Genomic DNA, 24,552 nt, shown 5'->3' with positions numbered 1-24,552 from the left:
TTGGGAAGGGAAATAAATCAGCCAGTATAAAAATAACTGGCTGATTTTATTAGTTAATTGTAAGGGTTGCTCGCCTGCTTCTGGAATAGTTCGCGGAACACCGGATAGATATCATCCTGGTCGCGAATGTGCTGCATGGCAAAGTTGTCAAACGTTGACTGTAAATCTTCATATTCACGCCACAGAGTCTGGTGGGCGCGACGCGTAATTTCGATATAACTGTAGTAACGCACCATTGGCAGTAATTTTTTCGCCAGCAACTCATGACACAACGGTGAATCATCTGCCCAGTTATCACCATCTGAAGCTTGCGCGGCATAGATATTCCACAATGCCGGGTCGTAACGCTCTTTCACCACTTCATCCATCAGTTTCAGGGCGCTTGAAACAATTGTGCCGCCCGTTTCCTGTGAGTAGAAAAACTCATGCTCATCCACTTCTTTGGCTTGGGTGTGGTGGCGGATATAGACCACTTCCACGTTTTTATACGTCCGGCTCAGGAACAAATAGAGCAGAATATAAAAACGTTTCGCCATGTCTTTAGTGGCCTGGTCCATTGAGCCGGAGACGTCCATTAAGCAGAACATCACCGCCTGGCTTGAAGGCTCAGGGCGTTTTTCATAATTTTTGTAGCGCAAATCGAAGGTGTCGATAAACGGTACACGGGCAATTTTCTCGCGCAGTTCAGCAATCTCTTTGCGCAAGCGTTCTTCTTCAAGCAACTGCGCAGGCTCGCTGTTGCTTACCGTTTCAAGACTGTCTTCCAGCTCATGTAACTGGCGACGTTTACCCGCGGTCATCGCGGTGCGGCGGGCCAGTGAATTTTGCAGCGAACGAACAACGCTTATATTGGCGGGAACGCCATTCGAGGTGTAACCCGCCCGGTGAGATTTAAACTCGGTAATCTGGCGATGCTGATTCTTCTTCAGATTCGGCAAAGCCAGGTCTTCAAACAACAAATCGAGATATTCGTCTTTTGAAATTTGAAAGACGAATTCATCCTGGCCTTCGCCATCCTGACTTGCCTGTCCCTGGCCTGCACCACCGCCTCCGCCACTGCCTTGCGGACGTTCAATGCGGTCATTCTGCACGAAGTGATCGTTACCCGGGTGAACACGATGGCGCAACCCCCCACGACCCTGATGAAACATCGGTTCGCTAATATCTTCACTTGGTATCGAGACCGATTCTCCACTATCCACGTCGGTAACCGAACGCTTGTTGATGGCCTCGGAAATCGACTGTTTAATCTGTGCCTTATAACGGCGCAAAAAGCGCTGGCGATTCACCGCACTTTTATTTTTGCCGTTCAGTCGCCTGTCAATAAAATAGGCCATATTTCCCCCAAACTTCTTTGCCAACTGCGCAGGGGGGCCACAATGCGTGGCCCCATCTTTGACTCAGCCGTTATGAAGATTTACGTACTCGCAGATACCATTCGCACAGCAGGCGAACTTGTTTGCGGGTGTAGCCTTTCTCCATCATTCGATCGACAAAGTCATCGTGTTTTTTCTGCTCGTCTGTAGAAGTTTTGGCATTGAACGAAATAACAGGCAGCAGCTCTTCGGTGTTGGAGAACATTTTCTTCTCAATGACCGTGCGCAGCTTTTCGTAGCTCGTCCAGTTAGGGTTACGACCATTATTGTTGGCGCGAGCACGCAGCACGAAGTTAACGATTTCATTACGGAAATCTTTCGGGTTGCTGATGCCTGCCGGCTTCTCAATTTTTTCCAGTTCCGCATTCAGGGATTCACGGTCAAACAGCTGGCCAGTATCCGGGTCGCGATATTCCTGATCCTGAATCCAGAAGTCAGCGTAGGTAACATAACGGTCGAAAATGTTTTGTCCGTACTCTGAGTAAGATTCGAGGTACGCCGTCTGAATCTCTTTACCGATAAATTCAGCGTATTTCGGGATCAAGTAGCCTTTCAGGTGTTCGAGATATTTCTCTGCCAAATCTTGCGGGAACTGTTCACGTTCGATTTGTTGTTCCAGCACATAAAACAGGTGCACCGGGTTTGCAGCCACTTCTACGTGGTCAAAGTTGAACACGCGGGAGAGGATTTTGAACGCAAAGCGAGTCGAGAGCCCGTTCATGCCTTCGTCCACACCGGCGTAATCGCGATACTCCTGGTAGGATTTCGCTTTTGGATCGGTGTCTTTCAAACTTTCACCATCGTACACCCGCATCTTAGAGTAAATGCTGGAGTTTTCCGGCTCTTTCAAACGTGACAGGATCGAGAAGCGCGACAGCGTTTCCAGTGTGCCTGGGGCGCATGGTGCATGTAACAATTCACTGTGCGTCAGCAGTTTTTCGTAGATTTTGATCTCTTCGGAAATCCGCAGGCAATAAGGCACTTTGACAATGTAAACACGGTCAAGGAACGCCTCGTTGTTTTTGTTGTTACGGAACGTCACCCACTCAGATTCGTTTGAGTGCGCGAGAATAATGCCGTTAAACGGCAGGGCGGAAATGCCTTCGGTACCGTTATAGTTCCCCTCCTGAGTTGCGGTCAGCAACGGGTGGAGGACTTTAATTGGCGCTTTAAACATTTCGACGAATTCCATGATGCCCTGGTTTGCCCGGCACAGCGCACCGGAGTAGCCGTAAGCATCAGGATCGTTTTGCGCGTGGTTTTCCAGTTTACGGATATCCACTTTACCGACCAGCGCTGAGATATCCTGATTGTTCTCATCACCCGGTTCAGTTTTGGCAATCGCAATCTGCGCGAGAATCGACGGCCAGACTTTTACCACACGGAATTTGGTGATATCGCCGCCAAACTCATGCAGACGTTTTGCCGCCCACGGCGACATAATCGTACCCAAATAGCGGGTTGGGACGCCGTACTCCTTTTCAAGAATAGAGGCATCTTCTTGTGGATTGAACAGGCACAGCGGGTGGTCATTCACCGGGCTGCGTTCACCATTAGCACTGAGCGTATAAATTGGCACACGCTGCATTAACGCTTTCAGGCGTTCAGCGAGTGATGATTTACCGCCACCTACTGGCCCCAGTAAATAGAGGATCTGTTTCTTCTCTTCCAGGCCCTGGGCGGCGTGTTTTAGATAGGCAACAATTTGTTCGATGGCTTCTTCCATGCCATAGAACTCTTCAAAAGCCGGGTAACGGGAAATTACCCGATTCGAAAAGAGACGGGACAGCCGTGGCTCTGTGGCAGTATCCACCATCACTGGCTCACCAATGGCCATCAATAGCCGTTCTGCCGCATTGGCATAGGCACTGCGATCTTGCTTACAGATTGCAAGAAACTCCTGCAGTGTGAACTCTTCGTCCTTGGCAGCTTCATAACGCTGGCGATAGTGATCGAATATATTCATGGCATGCCGTCCTTTCGTATTTAGCACAGGTTAGAGAGCCGTTCGTATGAGTAATGGAGGCTCCCGGAAGACGTCTCCTGAATCTCGAGCAACCCTTATGCCAACTTCTCTTACCCGTCATCATTCAAGTCTAAGCGCGGTTACGGCGACTCAAATGTTAAAGGGTATCGTGGCATTTTCATTGCCGCGTTCAGCGTATTTCATCTTCCTAAAATAAAGCGTAGATGGCATTTGCAAAACTTGCATACGGCCACAAGCCAATTTCAATGACATATCAATAACTCATCCAAATAAATCTCCTTTTGTTGTAAAGGGAAGTGGTTGGTATCACATGTGATTCATAAAACTGAAAAGAAGATGAAACCTGTTTGCGAGAAGTTGATCAGTTGCTCTGGTGTTTCAAATTGGTAAAAAATTTGGGGTGAGAAAGCAAGGGGGTTACACTCTTGTGGCTAATTATTTGATTAAAGGACTTCATGGATTGTGAGCAAATTCAAAATTATTGCATTGGGGGTACTTGTTGCTTCAACTTTCTCTGCAGCACAGGCAGCGGAAGGCCCGTGGTCATTAGGGGCGGCAGCTTTGGTGACACCTAACATGTACAAAGGTGAACAAGACCGTTTGTACCCCATCCCGATGGTGGGTTACGAAGGGGAGAGTTTCTACCTGCGTGGGTTAACCGCAGGTTACTACCTGTGGAATGACCAGGCAGATAAGCTTTCCATTATTACCTATTTCTCGCCAATATTTTTCCGCGCGAAAGACAGTGACTCTAAGAGCATGCGCCAGTTAGAAAACCGCAAAGCGACACTGATGGCGGGGCTTTCCTACGTGCATAACACCCAATATGGTTTCTTACGCACCGTGCTCGCGGGTGACACGCTGGGCAATAGCAACGGCGTGACCTGGGATACCGCATGGTTGTATCGCTACAACAGCGATCGTTTGACACTGACCCCGGGTATCGGGATCACGTGGAGCAGCGATAACCAAAACCAATATTACTATGGCGTCAGTAAGAGCGAGTCGCAGCGCAGTGGTTTAGACTCTTATGATCCTGACAACGGCTGGGCCCCGTATGTTGAGTTGTCTGTTAACTACAAGCTAACAGATAGCTGGAATGTCTTCGGTATGGGTCGCTATGTGCACCTGTCTAATGAAGTCACCGATAGTCCGATGATCGATAAAGAATGGACGGGTGTGTTGATGACAGGGATCACCTACAGCTTCTGATGGTGCAGCCATTGCACTTCAACGGGGCATCTTTGCCCCGTTTTGTTTTCTTTTCCTGGTCATGCTTTTCATAAAAACAATCAAATCACTATTCTGTTCTGACACCGCTTATGCGCCAAATTAGTGCGCTTCTGCGGTGCATTTGCACCAAAAAAGGTGTTTTATAAAGATAGTGTCAGATGACACATATCCCAGACCCCTTTAAGGAAGATGTGATGGCTAAACAAATTGTCTTTTATGATTCAAAACCGTTGCCTGCGATTGGGCAAGGGACCTGGTACATGGGTGAAAATGCCTCGCGGCGTCAAGATGAAGTGAATGCCCTGCGCGCGGGCCTCGATCTCGGTCTGACCCTTATCGACACCGCCGAAATGTATGCCAATGGCGGCGCGGAAAAAGTGGTGGGCGAGGCGATTAACGGCAGGCGTGATGAAGTTTTCCTCGTCTCCAAAGTTTATCCGTGGAATGCCGCAGGACAGAGCGCAATCCTGGCCTGTGAGGAGAGCCTGAAACGGCTGAAAACGGACCATCTCGATCTCTACTTGCTACACTGGCGCGGTGACATTGCGCTGGAAGATACCGTCAGCGTCATGCAGAAACTAGTACAACAGGGCAAGATTCGCCGTTGGGGTGTGTCGAACCTCGACTACGCGGATATGCAGGAGTTATCAGGCATTGCGGGTGGGCAGGAATGTGCGACCAATCAGGTGCTCTATCATCTTGCCTCGCGAGGTATTGAATATGACCTGCTTCCCTGGTGTCAGCAGCAAAATATACCGGTAATGGCCTATTGCCCGTTAGCCCAGGCGGGTCGCTTGCGCAGTGGATTGATGAACCATCCGGCGCTAAACACGCTTGCGCAGCAAAAAGGGGTGACCGTCGCGCAACTGCTGCTGGCGTGGGTCATTCATCATGAAGGGGTGATTGCGATTCCAAAAGCGGGCAGTGTGGCGCATGTAGCAGAGAATGCGGCAGCGCTGGATATTGAGTTGAGTCAGGATGAAGTCGACATAATGGAAAAGGCGTTCCCGGCACCGGGCCGTAAAACGCCTTTAGATATGGTTTAAGCTTTTTTCGCAACACGCAGGGTCGCTGCTAAACGCGCAGGCTTGTCAGCGGTTGCTTTCTGCGTTGCGCTGGCGCAGGCAGTTTCAACACACACGAAAGTCTTGTAACCATCGTCCGGCATATCTGCCATAGAAGCAGATAACGCCGGGCCTGGGTTCCAGCCAACCACGTTGATGTGATGGTGATGGATAACGTCGATAGTGCGATTCAGGCTCGCGTCATGGATAACGCTGCACTCTTCTGGCTGCAGATAAACGCGGTCAGTGCGATCCGGGAAGGTCTGCACGCCGTCGGTCAACTGGCCTTCAGAGGCATTCAGCACTTTATCGATATACTTGTTGCCCAGCCCGCTGACTTTCACATCGGCAATATCGCCCACGTTGAAATAAGTATGCAGCGCAGAGTTAACATCAAATTCGCCGTGCGCTTCTAGCTCCATCTCACAGGTTTTACCCAGCTTGTAACGTGCATACAGGGTAAATTCATGTGGCCAGAACTGACGTGTCGCATCGCTGCTCTGTAGCTCGAAGGTCAAAGAGACGCCGCTTTCATCTTCATTGTGCGCGCTCAGTGTCCATGGCAGGTTACGGGCAAAACCGTGTGCTGGCAGATCTGCTTGCGCACCAGGGCCAAACCATGGCCAGCAGATTGGCACGCCACCGCGGATAGCTTTACCGTTCTGGAACGGCGTGTTGTCGCTCAACCACAGCACTTCTTCTTCACCAGCAGGCTTCCACGACAGAAGGTGCGCACCTTGCAAAGTCACAGAGCCGCGAGCTTGTGGATGGTCAACCACGATAACTTCCAGCTCGTCAATCTGACGGCGTGACAGGGAAGGGGTGATTTGTTCAATAACCGGAAGGGCAAAAATTTTATTAATCATTTGTTCAACCTATCGATCAAAGGCGAAAAAAAAGGGCGACCACAGTCGCCCTTCAGGATTAATAGCTCATCTCAACTTATTTGGAGATGTGAGCAATCAGATCCAGTACTTTGTGAGAGTAGCCAGTTTCGTTGTCGTACCAGGAAACCAGTTTCACAAATTTGTCGTTCAGTGCGATACCAGCTTTAGCATCGAACACAGAAGTACAGATTTCGCCGTTGAAGTCAGTAGAAACAACGTCGTCTTCGGTGTAACCCAGAACGCCTTTCATTGCGCCTTCAGAAGCCGCTTTCATTGCTTTCTTGATTTCTTCGTAGGTCGCCGCTTTTTCCAGACGAACGGTCAGGTCAACAACAGACACGTTTGGAGTTGGAACGCGGAACGCCATACCAGTGATTTTACCGTTCAGCTCTGGCAGTACAACGCCTACAGCTTTAGCAGCACCGGTAGAAGAAGGGATGATGTTCTGAGCTGCGCCGCGGCCGCCGCGCCAGTCTTTGTGAGACGGGCCATCAACAGTTTTCTGAGTAGCGGTAGTTGCGTGAACAGTGGTCATCAGGCCTTCAACGATACCGAAGTTGTCGTTGATAACTTTAGCCAGTGGAGCCAGGCAGTTAGTGGTGCAAGATGCGTTAGAAACGATATCCTGGCCAGCATATTTTTCGAAGTTAGCACCACGAACGAACATAGGAGTGCTGTCTTTAGAAGGACCAGTCAGAACAACCTTTTTCGCGCCAGCGGTGATGTGCTTACGAGCGGTTTCGTCTGTCAGGAACAGACCAGTTGCTTCAGCAACTACGTCAACGTTAACTTCGTTCCATTTCAGGTTAGCCGGGTCACGTTCTGCGGTAACACGGATAGTTTTGCCGTTAACAACCAGGTGGCCGTCTTTGACTTCTACAGTGCCGTTGAAACGACCGTGAGTTGAGTCGTATTTCAGCATGTAAGCCATGTATTCAGCGTCTAACAGGTCGTTGATTGCAACGATCTCGATGTCAGAACGTTCCTGAGCAGCACGGAAAACAATACGGCCGATACGGCCAAAACCGTTGATACCTACTTTGATAGTCATATATTCCACCAGCTATTTGTTAGTGAATAAAAGGTTGCCTGTAAAATTACAAAAACCTTACTCAGCGTCAAGCGGAATCGTGTCAATCATTGCGACAAATCAATCCTATGGACATCATTTGAACGACTGAACCGCCTCGCGCTTCCCTTTTGGCTCTTTAGCCATATGGGGACGATGCGAGGAATTTTAAAGATCAATTCCAACAAGAATGTGACAGCGATCACAAATAGCGCTGAGCCGGAAATTCAGGGCTAAGTTTAGAACAAAAAACCGCACGGTGTTGTTAATTATTTGTTAGAATCATGCTGTTATCAGTCACAGTACCCACTGCCCGAGATGTACGCATATGGCTAACCAATTACCTCCTGATTTATCGAAGAAAAACCTCAATGAGATGCAGTTTTATGTCACCCAGAAACATGGCACTGAGCCACCGTTTTCCGGGCGTCTTCTGCACAACAAGCGTGAAGGTGTCTATCACTGTCTGGTCTGTGATGCGCCCCTGTTTAAGTCAGACTCCAAGTATGACTCAGGGTGCGGCTGGCCTAGCTTTTACGAGCCCGTGAGTGACAGCGCGATTCGCTATATCAAGGACTTCTCACACGGTATGGAGCGGATTGAAATTCGTTGCAGTCACTGTGAAGCGCATTTGGGGCACGTTTTCCCGGATGGCCCGCAGCCGACAGGCGAGCGTTACTGCGTAAACTCAGCGTCGTTGAACTTCACCGATGATCAAAACGGTGAACAAACCGAAGGCTGAAAAATCGATTCAGCAAATTATTCCACAGGAACTTGCCGCATGATGAACCTGGATGAAATGTTAGACACGATGACACCGGAAGTTTATCAACGTCTGGTGACTGCCGTTGAGCTGGGGAAATGGCCTGACGGTGTGGCACTGACACCCGATCAAAAAGAGAACAGTCTGCAGCTGGTGATGATGTGGCAGACTCGCCATAACACTGACCCGCAGCATATGACCATTGGCACTGATGGCAATATCGTGATGAAGAGTAAGCAGCAACTCAAGGCCGACTTCGGTATTGAGCCCGCCCCCATTGTGACGGTGAAGCTCTAATTCGTTGTTTTTCTCCTTCTCCTGAGGGAGAAGGTCGGGATGAGGGGGACCATAACCTGATGGCAATATACCGCTCAGGTATCGTCATTTCCCCCTCTTCCTAACCCTCTCCCAACGGGGGAGGGGACAGATCGAGTAGGTCACCCGCCTAATGACGACGTTAATGCTCGGTTTTAATGCCTAAATCTTTGGCTAACGCTTTGGCCAACTGGTTGTTGTCATCCGCGCCATACTCCCAGAACATCGCACCTCCCAGGCCTTTCGCTTTGATGTACTCCGCTTTGATTGCAACCGATCGTGGGTTTTCGTAAGAGATCGCAAACAGGTCTTTGCCCTCGGCTGATTTCATCGTCAGATACGGAACCTGAGCGTCGTTATCCCACTGCTCGGTAAAGCGTTTTTGTGGATCGTTCAGCATCTTGCTCACAATATCGTTGTACTTCAGGTAACTGTCTTTGGTGAGATCCACACCAAATGACATGAACACGGCTTTCTCTGGCGCACCGAAGTAGGGTTGAGTCACCGGGTTTTTAGCCGCATCGGCTTTGTCCCAGTCAATACCCGGTTCGGTTGCCCGCTTAGGAACGCGGCCATAAAAACCAATACCCAGGTTCAACTGTGCGGGTTTCAGTCCGGCTTTGAGGTAGTTATTGACCACATAATCGACGCTGTATTTGTCGGCGGCAGCCACGGTCGGCCAGGTTTTTGAATCATACAAATTGGCATTGAAATACTGTGTGCCGTACGCCATGTCGTAGGTCATCAGGTTGATGTAATCCAGCGCTGGAGCAATGGCTTTGACATCCACCCATTCCACGGGGCTTTTCACGTTTGCGCCCACCGCAATGGTCAGCAATTTTTCTTTGCCTAACGCGCTGCGCAGTTCATTGAGTAGGGAGGTGAAGTTGGCTTTGTCTTCCGGCAAGCTATTAACCAGACCCCATGCGCCATTCACCGGATATTCCCAGTCCAGATCGATGCCATCCAGACCATACTTAGCGATAATTTCCTGTGCCGAGCGGATAAACACCGCACGGTTTTCCGGGGTAGCTGCGACACCTGAGAAACCACGTGCACCCCAGCCACCCACCGAAAGCAGAACTTTCAGTTGTGGATTCTGTTTGCGCAGGGCAGGGATTTTTTCGAGGTCCGACATGACTTTCGGCGACAGCCAGATTTGGTGCAGCTTAGCCGCCTCTTTTAACGCCGTGTTTGTCTCATCTTTTTCATCGTTGTAAATCAGGCCGAAGGAGTAGTTGAGATGGGTTATCTGGCGCACATCGAGTTTATCGATATCTCCGCCAGGCCCTGCGGTGACATCGCCACCGCCATTAAAGTAACCAACTGACAGGTATGAGCTTGCATGAGCCGCACCGGCACAAGCGATTTGTATCACTGCCAGAAGCGGCAGCAGTTTACGCGTAAAGACCATCAGGCATTTCCTCTTTGACGAGCAATATTGATAAAACCTGCCGAAGCCCGGGGGACGGAAGGCTAATAAGAAACACAGCTAAAATGCTGTATTAATAAGCAACTTGATTATGAGAGCGCTCTCAAAAATGAGCGAGCATTAAAAGTTGAGAATGAGAGCGGAATCGAAAAAAGGGGAAGGGCGCTTACACGCCCGGGAGAGAATTAGTAGGTGAAATCAGCCAGCGTCATCAAGGTTGCGCCAGCGGCGGACATATCCTGGAACGCCCGCAGGCTATCTTGTGGATGCAAATTCACGCCACGGCAACCATCGGTGATAACCGTGACTTCATAACCCAGCGACAGGGCGTCGAGCACGGTAAACTTAACGCAATAATCCGTTGCCAGACCCATCACAATGAGGTGCTTAACCTCGTGACGGAATAACCAGTCGTCGAGCTGCGTTTTCTGGCGATGTCCATTGTCGAAAAAACCGCTGTAGCTATCCACGAGTGGATGTTCACCCTTCTGGAAAACCGCATCGATTTCCTGCGTATTTAGCAGAGGATGGAGTTCCGCCCCGGCGCTGTTTTGCACACAGTGAACCGGCCACCAGGTTTGTCTCAGTCCGTCGAGTTTTCCTTGGGTATAGGGCTCAGTTTTTTGCACACTGGCAAAACTGCCATGGTTTGCGGGATGCCAGTCCTGGGTGGCTAAAACTGCGTCGCCGCGTGCTTTGCAATAGCTCATTAATGCATTCGCTACATCAATCGTACTATCACCTTCCGGCACAGCAAGCGCGCCACCGGCGCAAAAATCATTCTGTAAATCTACCATTAATAATGCGCGTTTCATGGCCTCTCCTTATTCGTCAGGGGTGAGTTCGCCGCGTAAGTTACGCGACATCGCCTCGCGAATAGTCTGTGCATCAAGATTTTGGCTGAGCAGATAGTGCAGTTTAGTCAGTGTCGCTTCTACCGTCATATCGAAGCCACTCACCACGCCCGCCTGAGCCAGCGCATTACCGGTGGCGTAACCCCCCATATTCACTTTTCCGGACATACATTGCGTCAGGTTTACCACCACAATGCCGCGTGAACAGGCTTCCTGTAACTCTTTGAGAAACGCGCCGTGCTGCGGGGCGTTACCCACACCATAAGAACGCAAAATCAACGCTTTTACTGGCTGGCGTAAGAAATTGCCCACCACATCAGCAGAGATCCCCGGATAAATGGTGACGACGCCAATGGGCTGTGGCGTTATCGGGTGAACGATCAACTCACCTTCACCATGAGGTGCGGCTGGGGTATTCAGACGACGAATGTGGATCCCGGCTTCAAGCAACGGCGCAAGATTCGGTGAAGCAAACGCATCAAACCCGTCGGCATGAGCTTTGGTGGTGCGGTTGCCGCGATACAGGCGATTATTAAAGAACAGCGTCACTTCGTTAATCGGGAAGTTGGCCGCGATGTACAACGAGTTGAGCAGGTTAATTTGCCCGTCAGAACGCAACTCAGCTAAAGGGATCTGCGAGCCCGTCACGATCACCGGTTTGCCGAGGTTTTCGAGCATAAATGACAGCGCCGAGGCGGTAAATGCCATGGTGTCGGTGCCGTGAAGGATCACGAAACCGTCGTACTCGTCGTAATGCGCTTTGATGTCATCGGCAATGTGCTGCCAGTCTTCCGGGGTCATGTCGGAAGAGTCCATCAGCGGCTGATATTCGTGAATGGTGAAATCAGGCATTTCCTGGCGATGGAATTCCGGCATCAAAGCCAGTTGACGTTGGAGGTGACCTGAGACAGGAATGTAACCGTGTTCTGAACGCTGCATACCGATGGTACCGCCGGTGTAGGCAACGTAGATGGATTTTTTTTGCATGGAATGGTTTCACATCAGCAATGAAGTGCGGGTAAATACAGTGACACCCGCAAAAAGCGGTGGATGGGGTAACACCCATCCACCTTACAAGTTATGAATTATCGCACATCACCGCAGGTGAGGCAGAAGGCATAGCGATTTTGCGGGTCATTCATGGTGCCAAACTTATCGTTTTGCGCTTTTACAGCCAGAGCCGCATCCGCCAACGGTGCGGGCAAATACGCCTGCAACGCTTGCGGCAACATGGCGCGAACTGAACCGCTCATGCTGTCGAAGACCATATCGATAAAGCTCGGCTCATCCTGCCAGAAGTCCAGATGCCAGCTTTTCAGCTTCGCCAGTTCAGCAGCTTTAGCAACGGCATCGTCGAAATCACCGAGGCTATCCACCAGACCGTTAGCTTTTGCATCCTGGCCTGTCCAGACATGACCCTGGGCGATGGCATCAATTTGCTCAGGCGTTTTTTTGCGGGAATCAGCGACCAGCGTGATAAAGCGCTTATAGCCATTTTCGATAGTCAACTGCATCATCTGCTGGACTTCCGGCGGCAACGATTTCGTCACTGCCACGTCAGCCAATGGAGACGTAGCCACGCCATCAGTATGAACACCAATCGAGTCGAGGCTATTTTCCACGGTATTAATCACACCAAAGATACCGATAGAACCGGTCAGGGTGTTCGGGCTTGCGACGATATAATCGGCTGGAGTGGAAATCCAGTAACCGCCGGATGCCGCCATGCCACCCATTGATACCACAATCGGTTTACCGGCTTCGCGTGCGGCTTGCAGTTCATCACGAATGACTTCTGATGCGCTAACACTGCCGCCAGGGCTGTTTACGCGCAGAACAATCGCCTTCACTTTAGGATCAAGACGCGCTTCGCGAATTTGCAGGGCAGTCGTGTCACCCCCGACCTGTCCCGGTGTTTCCTGACCGTCCATGATGGCGCCATTGGCGAGGATTATCGCAATGGAATCACCTTTCTCAGTCGGCTTTTTCACCACGTAGTCATACATGCTGGTGTAGCTGAAATCTTTGTTATCTTTATTCCAGCCGAACTGCTTCACCATCGCTTTATCAACCGTCGCGCTGCTGGCCAGTTCATCAACCAGTTTGTTATCCAGCGCATATTTTGCGGTATCGCCACCGAGTTTTTGCAGGCTATCGAGCAACGGTTGTGCTCCAGGGAACACTTGCTGAGCCGTAATCTGACGGTTCGCAGCGATGGTTCCCAGATAGTTTTGCCAAAGCTCACCAATCCAGCGGCTATCCGCTTCGCGGGCAGCAGGGGACATATCATCACGAATAAACGGCTCGACGGCAGACTTATACGTCCCGACGCGGAAGATATGTGTCGAGACCTTCAACTTATCGAGCAGCGTTTTGTAGTACATCGAGTTGGTGGCGAAACCGTGTAAATCGACCATCCCTTGTGGGGAGAGCCAAATTTTATTGGCGAAACTCGCCAGGTAATATTGCCCCTGGTTATAGCTGTCGCCCACGGCATAGACCGGCTTACCGCTGTCACGGAATTCACGCAACGCTTTACCGATGTACTGCATCGACGGTTGATCGGCACCGGCAAACTCTTTTAAATCCAGCACAATACCGGTGATGTTGCGGTCGTCTTTCGCCTGGCGAATCGTATCGACCACATCAAACAGTGAGTTTTCCTGTAAACGGTCAGAACTTGCCCCCAGCAACTGACGGCCAATCACGCCCAATTTATTACTGACAGAAGGCTTATCGACCACCACGCCGGTGATATCCAGCAGTAAGGCGCCGCGCGCAGGCTCTGCCGGGGCGCTGTTAATCTGCATCCAGATCCCCACGCCAACCAGTACCAGCAGCACTAAAAATAGATTGAGAATAAACTCTCGAATAAAGTTAAGCAGACGCCATGTCCACTTAAAAAAGCCGGCAATAACTCGCCCGATGGTGCGCATGTATTCTCCGTATCTCTACCCATCCTACTTCGTGATGCAACCTGAATGAGTGGGGTAAAGAAATAATGACAACTTAAGTGCTTGCTATCCTAATTACCCCCAGGGCAAATGTCAGTAGGAAATCTCCCCTGCGCTGTAACAAAATCTACTGAGTTAGCCTGGGTATATGTTAGTTTCGCAGATTAAAATCATGACAGGAGTTATCAAATGGATGCACTTGAACTACTTCTTAACCGCCGTAGCGCGTCAAGACTCGCAGAACCCGCTCCAGCAGGTGAAGTGCTGGAAAATATTATTCGTGCCGGTATGCGTGCGCCTGACCATGGCACTCTGCAGCCGTGGCGGTTTATCGTCATCGAAAACGAAGGTCGTGAACGCTTCAGTCACGTGCTGGAAACTTCAGCCATTGCTGAAGGTCTGGACGAAAAGGGCATCGAAAAAGCGCGTACTGCACCCTTTCGCGCACCGATGATTATTGCTGTTGTCGCGCATTGTGATGACAACCACAAAGTTCCGGTCTGGGAGCAGGTGGTTTCTGCGGGTTGTGCAGTAATGGCGATGCAGATGGCGGCAGTGGCGCAGGGCTACAATGGCATCTGGCGCACCGGTATCTGGACAGAAAGCGAAGCGGTGCGTGAAGCGCTACATTGCCGTGAGCAGGACGAAGTGGTGGGCTTCTTGTATCTGGGCACGCCGCAACTCAAAGCTTCTACCACTGTCAGTGTGCCGGACATCACTCCGTTTGTGACTAAATTCTAAGCAAACGCGCAAAAGCTGTCTGGATTGTGACCGGTAATGGGGCAATTCAGACACACAGACTTACTCCAGACCCATTTGAGCGCTACCATGTACACTCAATTTTTGTTTATACGCTAAATAATTCGAGTTGCAGTCAACGCACCAGCAGCTTGAAGTATGACGGGTAGTGACCAGGAGTCGTCCATGAGTGAGCCAACCGTTCGTTTGACGCAGTACAGCCACGGAGCTGGTTGCGGCTGCAAAATTTCCCCGAAAGTTTTACAAACTATTCTGCAATCTGAGCAGGCTAAATTTGTCGATCCCAACTTACTGGTTGGCAACGAAACCAGTGATGACGCGGCGGTTTACGATCTGGGCAACGGCACTTGCGTCATTAGCACCACCGACTTCTTTATGCCGATTGTCGATGACCCCTTCGACTTCGGGCGCATTGCTGCCACTAACGCTATCAGCGACATCTATGCGATGGGCGGCAAACCGATTATGGCTATCGCTATTCTCGGCTGGCCTGTCAACACTCTGGCGCCTGAAATCGCGCGTAAAGTCATAGAAGGCGGACGGTTCGTTTGCCAGCAGGCGGGGATTTCTCTCGCGGGCGGCCACTCCATCGACGCGCCAGAGCCTATCTTTGGCCTTGCGGTCACCGGTATTGTGCCAACCGACCGCGTGAAGAAAAACAGCTCCGCCACGGCGGGCTGCAAACTGTTCCTCACCAAGCCTCTGGGCATCGGCGTGTTGACCACCGCTGAGAAAAAATCGCTCCTTAAACCAGAACACTACGGCCTTGCGGCAGAAGTCATGTGTCAGCTCAATAAGCCGGGCGCTGAGTTTGCTGATATCGAAGGCGTGACCGCGATGACCGATGTCACCGGTTTTGGTCTGCTGGGCCACCTGAGCGAAATGTGCCAGGGTGCCGCGGTTCAGGCCGAAATCTGGTTCGATAAAGTCCCTAAATTGCCGGACGTTGAATCCTACATCGCCCAGGGCTGTGTGCCAGGCGGTACCGCGCGTAACTTCGCCAGCTACGGCTACCTGATGGGCGAAATGACCGAAGCACAACGTGATTTGCTGTGCGACCCGCAAACGTCTGGCGGCTTGCTGCTGGCGGTTGAAGAGGGTGCGGAAGCCGCGGTTGCTGCGGTCGCGGAAAAAAATGGCATCAAACTGACTGCCATTGGGGAGCTTAAATCCGCTCGCGGTGGCCGCCCGATGATTGAGATTCGTTAGTCGGATGCGTCTGTTTATTGCCGAAAAACCCAGCCTCGCTCGCGCTATTGCTGACGTGCTACCCAAACCTCATCGTCGGGGTGATGGGTTCATTGAGTGTGGTAACGGGCAAGTTGTGACCTGGTGTATCGGTCACTTGCTGGAACAGGCTCAGCCGGATGCATATGACGCACGCTTTGCGCGCTGGAATCTCGCTGACTTGCCGATTGTGCCGGAAAAATGGCAGTTGCAGCCACGCCCGTCGGTGACCAAGCAACTTAACGCCATCAAAAAGTTGCTCGTGCAAGCCGACGAAGTGGTTCACGCAGGTGACCCGGATCGCGAAGGGCAACTGCTGGTGGATGAAGTGCTCGACTACTTGCAACTGGCGCCGGAAAAGCGCCAGCAGGTGCAACGCTGTCTGATAAACGATCTCAACCCGCAGGCTGTGGAACGTGCGATTTCGCGTCTGCGCGCTAACAGTGAATTTATCCCTTTGTGTGTTTCAGCCCTTGCCCGTGCGCGTGCGGACTGGCTTTACGGCATCAATATGACCCGCGCTTACACCATTTTGGGTCGCAACGCGGGTTATCAGGGCGTGCTCTCCGTCGGACGCGTGCAAACGCCGGTGCTCGGGTTAGTAGTGCGTCGTGATGAAGAAATCGAGAATTTCGTCGCCAAAGATTTCTTTGAAGTGAAGGCGCATATCGTCACGCCAGCCGATGAACGTTTTGTCGCCACCTGGCAGCCGAGCGAATCCTGCGAGCCGTATCAGGATGAAGAAGGGCGCTTGTTGCATCGTCCGCTGGCGGAGCATGTGGTGAACCGCATCGGCGGCCAGCCGGCTATCGTTACAGCCTATAATGATAAACGGGAATCAGAAGTCGCGCCGCTGCCGTTCTCGCTCTCTAGTTTGCAAATTGAGGCGGCTAAACGTTTTGGACTAAGTGCGCAGAACGTACTGGATATCTGCCAGAAATTGTATGAAACCCACAAGCTGATCACTTACCCGCGCTCGGATAGCCGCTACTTACCGGATGAACATTTTGCCGGTCGCCACGCGGTACTGAATGCCATTAGCGTGCATCAGCCTGATTTATTCCCGCAGCCCGCGCTGAATACCGATCTGCGTAACCGCTGTTGGGATGACAAAAAAGTCGATGCCCACCACGCGATTATTCCCACCGCGCGTAGCTCGTCTATCTCGCTTTCTGAAAATGAATCTAAAGTTTACAACCTGATCGCCCGACAATACTTAATGCAGTTCTGTGCTGATGCGGTGTTCCGCAAATGCACCATCGATCTCGATATTGCTGGCGGTAAATTTAACGCGAAGGCGCGCTTCCTTGCGGAAGCTGGCTGGCGCACGCTGCTGGGCAGTAAAGAGCGCGATGAAGAGAACGACGGCACGCCGTTGCCGGTGGTGGCCAAAGGTGATGAGTTGCTGTGTGAAAAAGGCGAAGTGAACGAGCGTCAGACTCAGCCACCTCGTCATTTCACCGATGCGACATTGCTTTCAGCCATGACCGGGATTGCCCGTTTTGTGCAGGATAAAGATCTGAAAAAGATCCTGCGTGCGACGGACGGTCTCGGAACAGAAGCGACCCGCGCGGGCATCATCGAGCTGCTGTTTAAGCGTACCTTCCTGGTGAAGAAAGGGCGGTATATTCATTCATCAGACGCCGGGCGAGCATTGATTCATTCGCTGCCAGAACTGGCGGCACGGCCAGATATGACAGCGCAGTGGGAATCGACGCTGACGCAAATCAGTGAAAAGCAGTGTCGCTATCAGGACTTCATGCAGCCGCTGGTGCAAACGTTGTATGACCTGATTCACCAGGCGCGAACCAAACCGGTGCATCATGCCTTCAAAGGGGTGAAAGCGCCTGAAGAGCAGAAAAAGCCGCGCAAGCAATGGGCTAAAAAAGAGGGAAGTGATGATGCGAAAAAAAAACCTGCTCGCCGCCGCCGTGGTGCTGATGGTGAACCTGCCGGCGATGGCGCAGCGTCTTGATCCGCAAGTAGACATTTCGGTGCCTCCAGAAGTGTTCAGCACTCAGGGGCAAAGAGCGGCGCCGTGCAGCCAGTGCTGCATCTACCAGGATCAAAACTATTCTGAAGGGGCGGTGGTGAAAGCCGATGGCGGTGTGTTACTGCAATGCCAGCGTGACGAGAAAACCCTCAGCACGAATCCTTTAGTCTGGCGGCGTGTAAAACCATAAACGCTTCCAGCAAGGGAATATCTGCCGGAGCAAGTGCGTAATCAAACGCTTCGGCAGGTAAACACCAGACCAGTTCACTGTGGCAAAGTGCCGTTAACTCCCCGCTAAATTCACTCACATGCCAGGCATGCAGACGAATGATTCGCCCGGACACTTCCCGCTCATGGCTGGCAACGTATTCGCCAATTACCGCTTTAATCGCCAGCTCTTCTTCAAGTTCCCGCGCCAGGGCTGCCGGTTGCGATTCATCCGCATCGACCTTACCGCCAGGAAACTCCCATAAACCGGCTTGATCGCCAGTTTCCGGGCGACGTGCGAGCAAAATTTTACCGTGCTGCTCAATGATTGCCGCAACCACATCAATGGTTTTCATGATACCAATCCGTTCTTTGTCTATGGGCGTGGCATAATACGCGCCACCAAAGATTATCTGAAGACCTTCGAGAATGAAGACGAAAAACAGCACCCCTTGGGTCGCGCCGCTTGACGCGTTGCCCGCCAGTTTACGGCCCATTGTCGCCATGCAGGAAAAACATTTCGGCTCGGTACTGAACCCGACGCGCTGGTGGGGACGTTTTCCGTATCTGTTCTGGCTGGTGGCGCTGTTTGTCGGGTTCCTCGAAAGACGACGCTCTGGCATCGACCCGGTAGTCCGCTCGCTGGTAATGACGCGCGTGTCCCAACAATGCTGCTGCGAATTTTGTATTGATGCCAATAGCCTGCGACTGGCAGAGCGCAGCGGTTCGATGGATAAAGTGCTGGCGGTTGCTAACTGGCGTGAAGAAACACTGTTTACCCCTGAAGAGCAGGCTGCACTGGCTTATGCGGATGCAATGACCGCCACGCCGCCACTCATCAGTGATGCGCTAAAAGCCGAACTAAAAGGCCATTTTGATGACAAAACGCTGACCGAACTCACGGCGCTGATTGCATTTCAGAACCTGTCCGCTCGCTTTAATGCGGCACTGGATATTCCGGCGCAAGGCTTATGCGTAAACCAGCCTGGGAAACAGCCTCATGTTTGACAGCTATCTTCATCCCCGTGTTAAACCGCTGCTTGGGCGGCTGGCAAAAACGCTGGATAAACCCTCAATAACACCCGATGGCCTGACGCTGATTGGCTTTGCCATCGGTGTGCTCGCGTTGCCGTTTTTAGCGCTGCAATGGTATGGCGCAGCACTGGTCGCGATTGTGTTGAACCGCTTGTTTGATGGTTTAGACGGAGCCCTGGCGCGACGCCGTGGCCTGACTGATGCCGGCGGCTTTCTCGATATTGCGCTGGATTTTTTGTTTTATGCGCTGGTGCCGTTTGGTTTTATTCTTGCCGACCCGATGCAAAATGCGTTGGCCGGAGGCTGGCTGCTGTTTGCGTTTATCGGCACCGGCAGTAGTTTTCTTGCCTTTGCCGCAGTGGCGCAAAAGCATCAGCTCGATAACCCAGGTTACGCGCACAAATCGTTTTACTATCTCGGTGGGCTGACGGAAGGCACCGAAACCATCGCGTTGTTTGTGCTCAGTTGCCTCCTCCCACAGTGGTTCGTTTGGTTCGCGTGGGTGTTCGGTGCGTTGTGCTGGATGACGACGTTTACGCGGGTGTGGAGTGGGTATGAGACGCTAAGCAAGGTGGATAAGCGATAGCGTCATCCACCGTTTTCTTTTGGCGGATTAACCGCCAAAATTTACACGTTACTCTGGCTTACGATCACCCGTCACAACCGGGTTTTTCGGATTACTGCTCCACTCGTACCAACCGCCGTCGTAGACGCTCACATTCTGCCACCCCATGGCACGGGCATACATAAAGGTTTCTGACGCGCGCCAGCCGGTACCACAGTAAAACGCGACATGCTGATCGGGGGTAATATTCCAGCTCTTCCACATCGCCGCGATGTCATCAGCAGAACGCATAGTGCCATCTGGATTATGGAAATCTTCCATATGTGTTGAGTCAGAACCCGCATGGCCCCAACGTGCACCGGCAATCTCACCTTTTGGCTTGATGTAGCTATAGCCGCTGGTCGTACCGATAAACTCTGGCCATGAACGAATACTCACCAGCGACGCATCCTTGCGGCCTAACAGCCCGCGTGCTTGTTCAGTATCGAGCATCAGCTGTGGCTGACCCGGAATTGGCGCACCAAAATCTGCTGCCGGTTTAACCTCGTCTGGCAGACCGCGCTCGACAGGCAATTTGGCATCAGACCAACTCTGCCAGCCGCCATCCAGCAAACGCACATCTTTCACACCCGCATACAGCAGAATTTGTGCGACACGTGCCGCAGCATAAACATCACGACCGTACATAATCACCGTCGTGTCATGACGGATCCCGTGTTTTGCCAGCAAGGCTTTCAGCTTCTCGTCAGACACTTTATTCCACAACGGCTCGCTTTCGATGTCGTTGGTATCGATGTAATCAGCACCGGGAATATGGCTAAGCAGATACTGTTTCGGCGCGCCCCAGGCGGCTTCGATGATTTTGACTTCGCCCGCAGGTTTTGCCGCAACGGCTTTATTCTGCATTAGAGAATGCAACCACTGCGGATAAACCAGTTGCTCGAAATGGGCCATTTTCTGCAAACGTGCCGGTTGTTGCAGGGCATCAGACAGCAAAGCAATGTGCTGATAACCCAGTTTCGACAGGCGCGCTTTCACTGCTTTTGTCTCGTTACTTTGGCCGTACAGCGCAATCAGACTATCGGGTGCAATACTGTGCTGTTTTGCCCAAAGTTGCAGTTGCTCGTCATTCATCACGCCTAACCAACTGGCCGATAAATTAAGTGCGGCAGGTTCATGACCACCGACTCCGTTCATGGTTTGCGGCCAGCCGTTATAAAACGCGCTTGGACGCGTATCAATCACGACGCCGTGTTGCGCCTGAAGGGTGGAAAAATTCATCTGAGTTGGCTGATTTGCAGCGATTGCCATGTGTGCCAACCCAGATAACATCAAGGCGGCGGTCAGTTGAGAAACACGTTTCATCTTATAACCTGAAAAGAGGGGGAAAAAAGAGCGGCTATGTTGCGCCAATTCATCACACATTTCTTTGCGTTATCGCATATTCGGGCTAGAGCGTCATCACCTGGCCGTTCGTGGGGATATCCTGCGCATCGTGCGTGACCAGCACCACCGGAATGGCTAATTGCTCAACTTGTTGCCAGACGAACTGGCGGAATTGCTCGCGTAAGGTTTGATCGAGACGCGAGAAAGGTTCGTCGAGCAGCAGCGCCTCGGGTTGGGCCAGCAGGGCGCGCAACACGCTAACCCGTGCGCGTTCGCCACCGGACAGGGTTGCCGGGTCGCGGCGGGAATAATTCGCTAACTGTGCGTTTTCCAGCGCCTGCTCCACGTGATGTTGCCTGTGTTCGCGTCCTTTAATCGCCGCCGGAAGCGCCATCGCCAGATTTTGCCCGACATTCAGATGGTCGAATAACAGCGCATCCTGAAACAGAATGCCGATATTTCGCCGCTGCGTCGGTAGCGTATCCCGGCGTTGCTGGTTAAGCCACAACTCACCGGTCACGGTAAATTCACTGGATAACGCGCCAATCATCCAGCTTAAAAAAGTCGATTTCCCGACACCCGATGGCCCCATCAGCGTCAGCACTCCACCAGGCTCCACGGTGAAATTCATCGCGTGAATCAGCGAGCGGGAAGCGTTGGCAATAGAGCAATCCTTAACACACAGCATTAGCGTAATCCTTGTCTGTGACGCCCGAGCAGGCGGCTGACCTGAAGTGTGATGATAAACATCATGGTTGGCAGCAGCATCTGCAATAGTGCCTGAATGGCCTGCTGTTGCGGGTCGCCACCGCTGCTCAGTGCCACGGCTTCGGTCGTGACCGTGGTAAAACGCCCGGCACCGGCGTACAGCGTCGGCAAATATTGTGCGACGCTCACCGAGAAACCGACCGCTAACGCTGCCAGCAAAGGGCGCGCCAGCAGGGGCAATTTAACCCAACAGAGAATCTTCAGCCACGACCAGCCAAAGGTGCGGGCGGTGATAACCAGACGGGGATCTAACTGCTGCCATGCGGGGCGCGCCACCAACAGCATATAAGGCACAACCCACAATAAATGGCTCCAGATAACCCCGAACCAGCCGCCATCTTGTTGCACAATTAACAGCATACGATATTGCCCGGCGACCAGCGGCAGGGCAGGCAAAAACAGCGGTAAAGCTAGCCACCAATCAACACGCGGATTGCCACCCTCGAGCCACAAAATAATCACCAGCAAGCCTGCCAGACTGCTCGCCAGCGCCAGTAATAGTGTGCTGCCCAGAGGCGTTAATTCGGCGGTTTGCCAGCCAGACAAAGCGAAAGTATCGGGTAAAATTGCCGGGTAAAACCAGCCTTCGGCGAATGACCACAGAGCAAGCATCACTGTCGCTGCGATGCCGGTTGCGGTCATGATAAAACCCAAAGCCGAGGCTAGCGGCTGGATGTTGTGTTGATGTCGTTTACCGGAAAAATGCCCTAACGCGCGGCGCAACCCTCGCCATAAACCCAGGCCGAAGGCGATAAATAATCCCAACAGTCCGACGAGTAACAACGACGTTAACAGGCCCATAGATACGCGTTGCGGGTCGGCATCGCTCAACCACGACCAGGCCAGCACCGCAAGCGTCGGCGGGTTTGACGGGCCGAGAATTATCGCCACATCCACCACGGATAAGCTGTAGGCCGCCACCGCCAGTAATGCCCATTTTAGGCGCGGCAATAATTGCGGGACAAGCACGCGGATGCGGCTTTGTAGCGGGCCATAGCCCAGGCTTTGCGCCACGGTCAGCTGTTGGGAAAGAGTCTGGTAATTAAGCTGCGTACTGGCTATCCAGAGTAAAAACCAGCTCTCTTTGAGGGCCAGCAAAATACCCAGACCAATGCCATTTTCATCGGGATGAAAGGAGACGCCACACAAGCGTGCCAGCCAGCCGTTATCGGCAAATAAGAACAAAAAACCGCTGGCAAAGGCGACGTGCGGTAACGCCAGCAGCAACGGAAGTTGCGCGGCATAACGCTGCCAACGCGCAGCAGGCCACAGGCCGCAAAGCAGGATCAGACACAACACCAGTGAACCCGCGACACTTATCAGCGTCGAGTTTAGCGTCGCAAGCAGGGCGCCCGGCCATTGGATATCAGCCCACAGCGCCTGCCAGATTTTTGGTTCGAGGGCAGGTGCGGCCATCAATAACAAACCGGGTAACAGCGGAGCAAAAACAGACCCCACGGCAAGCCACGCTAAAATCCGTGGCAGCACGCGAGGGTTCACCGGGCCCCGTAGCGCTGTAACCACTCTTTTTCCAGAGCATTCACCCAGGCCGCATGCGGCTCTGCAAGATAAGGCACCGTTTGCAGATGGGCAGGTTTTTGGGCATCAAGTTGTCTATCTAGCGGCGGCGGGAGTGTTGCACTCGCAAGAATCGTCATATCGCCCCAAACGGCGGGCGTGGCCTTACGAATTTGTGCCTGCGGCGACATCAGGAAGTTAGCCAGAACCTGTGCGCCAGCCTGAGCGCGGGCATTGGCAGGGATCGTCACAAAATGGACGTTGCCCAGCATGCCTTGCTCAAACCCGAAAGCCTGTGCACCAGCGGGCAGTTGTTTGCGGTCAATAAGATTATCGACATGCGCGGGATTAAAGGTCATCGACATCAGCAACTCACCGTCAGCCAGCATGCGGTCCATCCGGGCAGGCGTGGTGGGGAAAGTTTTGCCTTCGCGCCACAACAGCGGATGCAGCTTATCCAAATAGCTCCATAGCGGCGCAGTCACCCGCTGAAAGTTTGCTGAAGTCGGTGGCTGGCGCAAAGCGTCCGCATCGCCAGTCAACACGATCAACAACTGTTCGATAAAGGCGGTACCGGTGAAATCTGGTGGGCGAGGGTAGCTCAGTTTGCCGGGATGCGCATTGGCAAACGCCAGCAGTTCCGTCGGGCTGCGCGGGAAAGCCACACCCGATTGCGCGTTGCCGATAAACATCAATTGTGCGCTTCCCCAGGGCGCTTCGGCGCCGTCAGTCGGTTGGGAGAAATCTTCACGCACCGGTTTTTTCTGGTCGACATAACGCCAGTTGGGTAACTCCCACGCCCAGCCTTCTTTTAGCAATCCCGCTTGTTTCAGCGTATGGAAGTTTTCACCGTTGACCCACAGCAGATCCACCGAACCGTTATCTTTACGCCCGGCGCTGTATTCGTTCTGAATACGTTTGACCGCATCGGCCGCATCCGCCAGACGTACGACTTTTACTGTCACGCCATAGTGCTGTTTCATCTCGCCCGCCACCCAGTCGATATAACTGTTGACCGCCGGGTCGCCGCCCCAGGCGTTGAAATAAACGGTCTGGCCTTTTGCCTGCTGGCGTAATGTTTGCCAGTCAGCGTTGCTGGCAAAGGCGCTCACACTTAAGAGCTGTGAGAATAAAAGGGTGTAAACCAGGCAAATAAAGCC

At 52.3% G+C, this 24,552-nt stretch carries 23 protein-coding genes; 10 read left to right on the top strand and 13 right to left on the bottom strand.

Going from position 1 to position 24,552, the window contains the following annotated elements; genetic code table 11:
- Nucleotides 1-53: 53 nt before the first annotated feature.
- Together WBL83_RS02640 and yeaG are read right to left on the bottom strand one after the other, a co-directional pair.
- Nucleotides 54-1,337 (bottom strand): YeaH/YhbH family protein, encoded by a 1,284-nt coding sequence (locus WBL83_RS02640; protein ID WP_424587674.1) that lies wholly within the window; start codon nt 1,335-1,337, stop codon nt 54-56.
- Nucleotides 1,338-1,407: 70 nt separating this feature from the next.
- A complete protein-coding gene (gene yeaG / locus WBL83_RS02635; protein WP_424587673.1) occupies nt 1,408-3,342 on the bottom strand; it encodes a protein kinase YeaG in 1,935 nt (644 codons plus the stop codon).
- Nucleotides 3,343-3,825: 483 nt separating this feature from the next.
- Here yeaG and WBL83_RS02630 point away from each other — a divergent pair, with 483 nt between their 5' ends.
- Nucleotides 3,826-4,575 carry a MipA/OmpV family protein gene (locus WBL83_RS02630; protein ID WP_424587672.1) on the top strand — a complete coding sequence of 250 codons (750 nt, stop codon included), beginning with the start codon at nt 3,826-3,828 and terminating at the stop codon, nt 4,573-4,575.
- Between the two features lie 215 nt (nt 4,576-4,790).
- Nucleotides 4,791-5,642 carry an aldo/keto reductase gene (locus tag WBL83_RS02625; protein ID WP_424587671.1) on the top strand — a complete coding sequence of 284 codons (852 nt, stop codon included), beginning with the start codon at nt 4,791-4,793 and terminating at the stop codon, nt 5,640-5,642.
- Here WBL83_RS02625 and WBL83_RS02620 read toward each other — a convergent pair.
- Both WBL83_RS02620 and gapA read right to left on the bottom strand, forming a co-directional pair.
- On the bottom strand, nt 5,639-6,526 hold the full coding sequence (locus tag WBL83_RS02620; protein ID WP_424587670.1) for a D-hexose-6-phosphate mutarotase: 888 nt from the start codon (nt 6,524-6,526) through the stop codon (nt 5,639-5,641). The two genes, WBL83_RS02625 and WBL83_RS02620, sit on opposite strands and share 4 nt — an antisense overlap.
- Nucleotides 6,527-6,602: 76 nt before the next feature.
- The gene (gene gapA / locus WBL83_RS02615) at nt 6,603-7,598 is read right to left on the bottom strand and encodes a glyceraldehyde-3-phosphate dehydrogenase (protein WP_064547648.1); all 996 of its coding nucleotides are present in this window, start codon (nt 7,596-7,598) and stop codon (nt 6,603-6,605) included.
- Nucleotides 7,599-7,944: 346 nt separating this feature from the next.
- Between gapA and msrB the strand changes: the two genes are divergently transcribed.
- Both msrB and WBL83_RS02605 read left to right on the top strand, forming a co-directional pair.
- The gene (msrB, locus tag WBL83_RS02610; RefSeq protein ID WP_424587669.1) at nt 7,945-8,358 is read left to right on the top strand and encodes a peptide-methionine (R)-S-oxide reductase MsrB; all 414 of its coding nucleotides are present in this window, start codon (nt 7,945-7,947) and stop codon (nt 8,356-8,358) included.
- Between the two features lie 42 nt (nt 8,359-8,400).
- Nucleotides 8,401-8,676, top strand: a complete 276-nt coding sequence (locus tag WBL83_RS02605; RefSeq protein WP_424588020.1) for a YeaC family protein — start codon at nt 8,401-8,403, stop codon at nt 8,674-8,676.
- Between the two features lie 160 nt (nt 8,677-8,836).
- Here the strand turns inward: WBL83_RS02605 and WBL83_RS02600 are convergent, their stop codons facing one another.
- The 4 genes from WBL83_RS02600 to sppA all read right to left on the bottom strand — a co-directional run bounded on the left by WBL83_RS02600 (nt 8,837) and on the right by sppA (nt 13,916).
- Nucleotides 8,837-10,108, bottom strand: a complete 1,272-nt coding sequence (locus WBL83_RS02600; protein WP_424587668.1) for a glycoside hydrolase family 18 protein — start codon at nt 10,106-10,108, stop codon at nt 8,837-8,839.
- A 203-nt stretch (nt 10,109-10,311) separates the two neighbouring features.
- Nucleotides 10,312-10,941, bottom strand: coding sequence for a bifunctional nicotinamidase/pyrazinamidase (gene pncA, locus WBL83_RS02595; protein ID WP_424587667.1), 630 nt, complete (start codon nt 10,939-10,941; stop codon nt 10,312-10,314).
- A 9-nt stretch (nt 10,942-10,950) separates the two neighbouring features.
- The gene (gene ansA, locus WBL83_RS02590; protein WP_424587666.1) at nt 10,951-11,967 is read right to left on the bottom strand and encodes an asparaginase; all 1,017 of its coding nucleotides are present in this window, start codon (nt 11,965-11,967) and stop codon (nt 10,951-10,953) included.
- Between the two features lie 98 nt (nt 11,968-12,065).
- On the bottom strand, nt 12,066-13,916 hold the full coding sequence (gene sppA, locus WBL83_RS02585; protein ID WP_424587665.1) for a signal peptide peptidase SppA: 1,851 nt from the start codon (nt 13,914-13,916) through the stop codon (nt 12,066-12,068).
- 207 nt (nt 13,917-14,123) lie between these two features.
- Here sppA and WBL83_RS02580 point away from each other — a divergent pair, with 207 nt between their 5' ends.
- From WBL83_RS02580 to WBL83_RS02565, 4 genes are all read left to right on the top strand, one after another.
- On the top strand, nt 14,124-14,675 hold the full coding sequence (locus WBL83_RS02580; RefSeq protein ID WP_424587664.1) for an NAD(P)H nitroreductase: 552 nt from the start codon (nt 14,124-14,126) through the stop codon (nt 14,673-14,675).
- Nucleotides 14,676-14,858: 183 nt separating this feature from the next.
- Nucleotides 14,859-15,902 carry a selenide, water dikinase SelD gene (gene selD / locus WBL83_RS02575; protein WP_424587663.1) on the top strand — a complete coding sequence of 348 codons (1,044 nt, stop codon included), beginning with the start codon at nt 14,859-14,861 and terminating at the stop codon, nt 15,900-15,902.
- Nucleotides 15,903-15,906: 4 nt separating this feature from the next.
- A complete protein-coding gene (locus WBL83_RS02570) occupies nt 15,907-17,895 on the top strand; it encodes a DNA topoisomerase III (RefSeq protein ID WP_424587662.1) in 1,989 nt (662 codons plus the stop codon).
- Nucleotides 17,822-18,103 carry a YnjH family protein gene (locus WBL83_RS02565; protein WP_424588019.1) on the top strand — a complete coding sequence of 94 codons (282 nt, stop codon included), beginning with the start codon at nt 17,822-17,824 and terminating at the stop codon, nt 18,101-18,103. Before WBL83_RS02570 ends, WBL83_RS02565 begins: the two co-directional genes overlap by 74 nt.
- On the opposite strand, the gene WBL83_RS02560 is transcribed toward WBL83_RS02565, so the two are convergent.
- Entirely contained in the window at nt 18,063-18,476 is a 414-nt protein-coding gene (locus WBL83_RS02560; protein ID WP_424587661.1) for a pyrimidine (deoxy)nucleoside triphosphate diphosphatase, read from the bottom strand. The genes WBL83_RS02565 and WBL83_RS02560 overlap by 41 nt on opposite strands.
- Before the next feature lie 73 nt (nt 18,477-18,549).
- Between WBL83_RS02560 and WBL83_RS02555 the strand changes: the two genes are divergently transcribed.
- Nucleotides 18,550-19,128: a carboxymuconolactone decarboxylase family protein gene (locus WBL83_RS02555; RefSeq protein WP_424587660.1), complete on the top strand. Its 579-nt coding sequence runs from the start codon at nt 18,550-18,552 to the stop codon at nt 19,126-19,128.
- Nucleotides 19,121-19,741 carry a CDP-alcohol phosphatidyltransferase family protein gene (locus WBL83_RS02550; RefSeq protein WP_424587659.1) on the top strand — a complete coding sequence of 207 codons (621 nt, stop codon included), beginning with the start codon at nt 19,121-19,123 and terminating at the stop codon, nt 19,739-19,741. The genes WBL83_RS02555 and WBL83_RS02550 overlap by 8 nt, the downstream gene beginning before the upstream one ends.
- A gap of 48 nt (nt 19,742-19,789) precedes the next feature.
- Here the strand turns inward: WBL83_RS02550 and WBL83_RS02545 are convergent, their stop codons facing one another.
- The 4 genes from WBL83_RS02545 to WBL83_RS02530 all read right to left on the bottom strand — a co-directional run bounded on the left by WBL83_RS02545 (nt 19,790) and on the right by WBL83_RS02530 (nt 24,540).
- A complete protein-coding gene (locus tag WBL83_RS02545; protein ID WP_424587658.1) occupies nt 19,790-21,085 on the bottom strand; it encodes a rhodanese-like domain-containing protein in 1,296 nt (431 codons plus the stop codon).
- 85 nt (nt 21,086-21,170) lie between these two features.
- On the bottom strand, nt 21,171-21,794 hold the full coding sequence (locus WBL83_RS02540) for an ATP-binding cassette domain-containing protein (protein ID WP_424587657.1): 624 nt from the start codon (nt 21,792-21,794) through the stop codon (nt 21,171-21,173).
- Entirely contained in the window at nt 21,794-23,398 is a 1,605-nt protein-coding gene (locus WBL83_RS02535; protein WP_424587656.1) for an ABC transporter permease subunit, read from the bottom strand. The genes WBL83_RS02540 and WBL83_RS02535 overlap by 1 nt, the downstream gene beginning before the upstream one ends.
- On the bottom strand, nt 23,371-24,540 hold the full coding sequence (locus tag WBL83_RS02530; RefSeq protein ID WP_424588018.1) for an ABC transporter substrate-binding protein: 1,170 nt from the start codon (nt 24,538-24,540) through the stop codon (nt 23,371-23,373). Before WBL83_RS02530 ends, WBL83_RS02535 begins: the two co-directional genes overlap by 28 nt.
- Nucleotides 24,541-24,552 lie beyond the last annotated feature (12 nt).

Origin of the sequence: Buttiauxella sp., from assembly GCF_049686335.1 — a bacterium.
In the GTDB taxonomy this organism is placed as follows: domain Bacteria; phylum Pseudomonadota; class Gammaproteobacteria; order Enterobacterales; family Enterobacteriaceae; genus Buttiauxella.
Note: the sequence above shows the minus strand (reverse complement) of the source record. Positions and strands in the feature narration are given on the sequence as shown.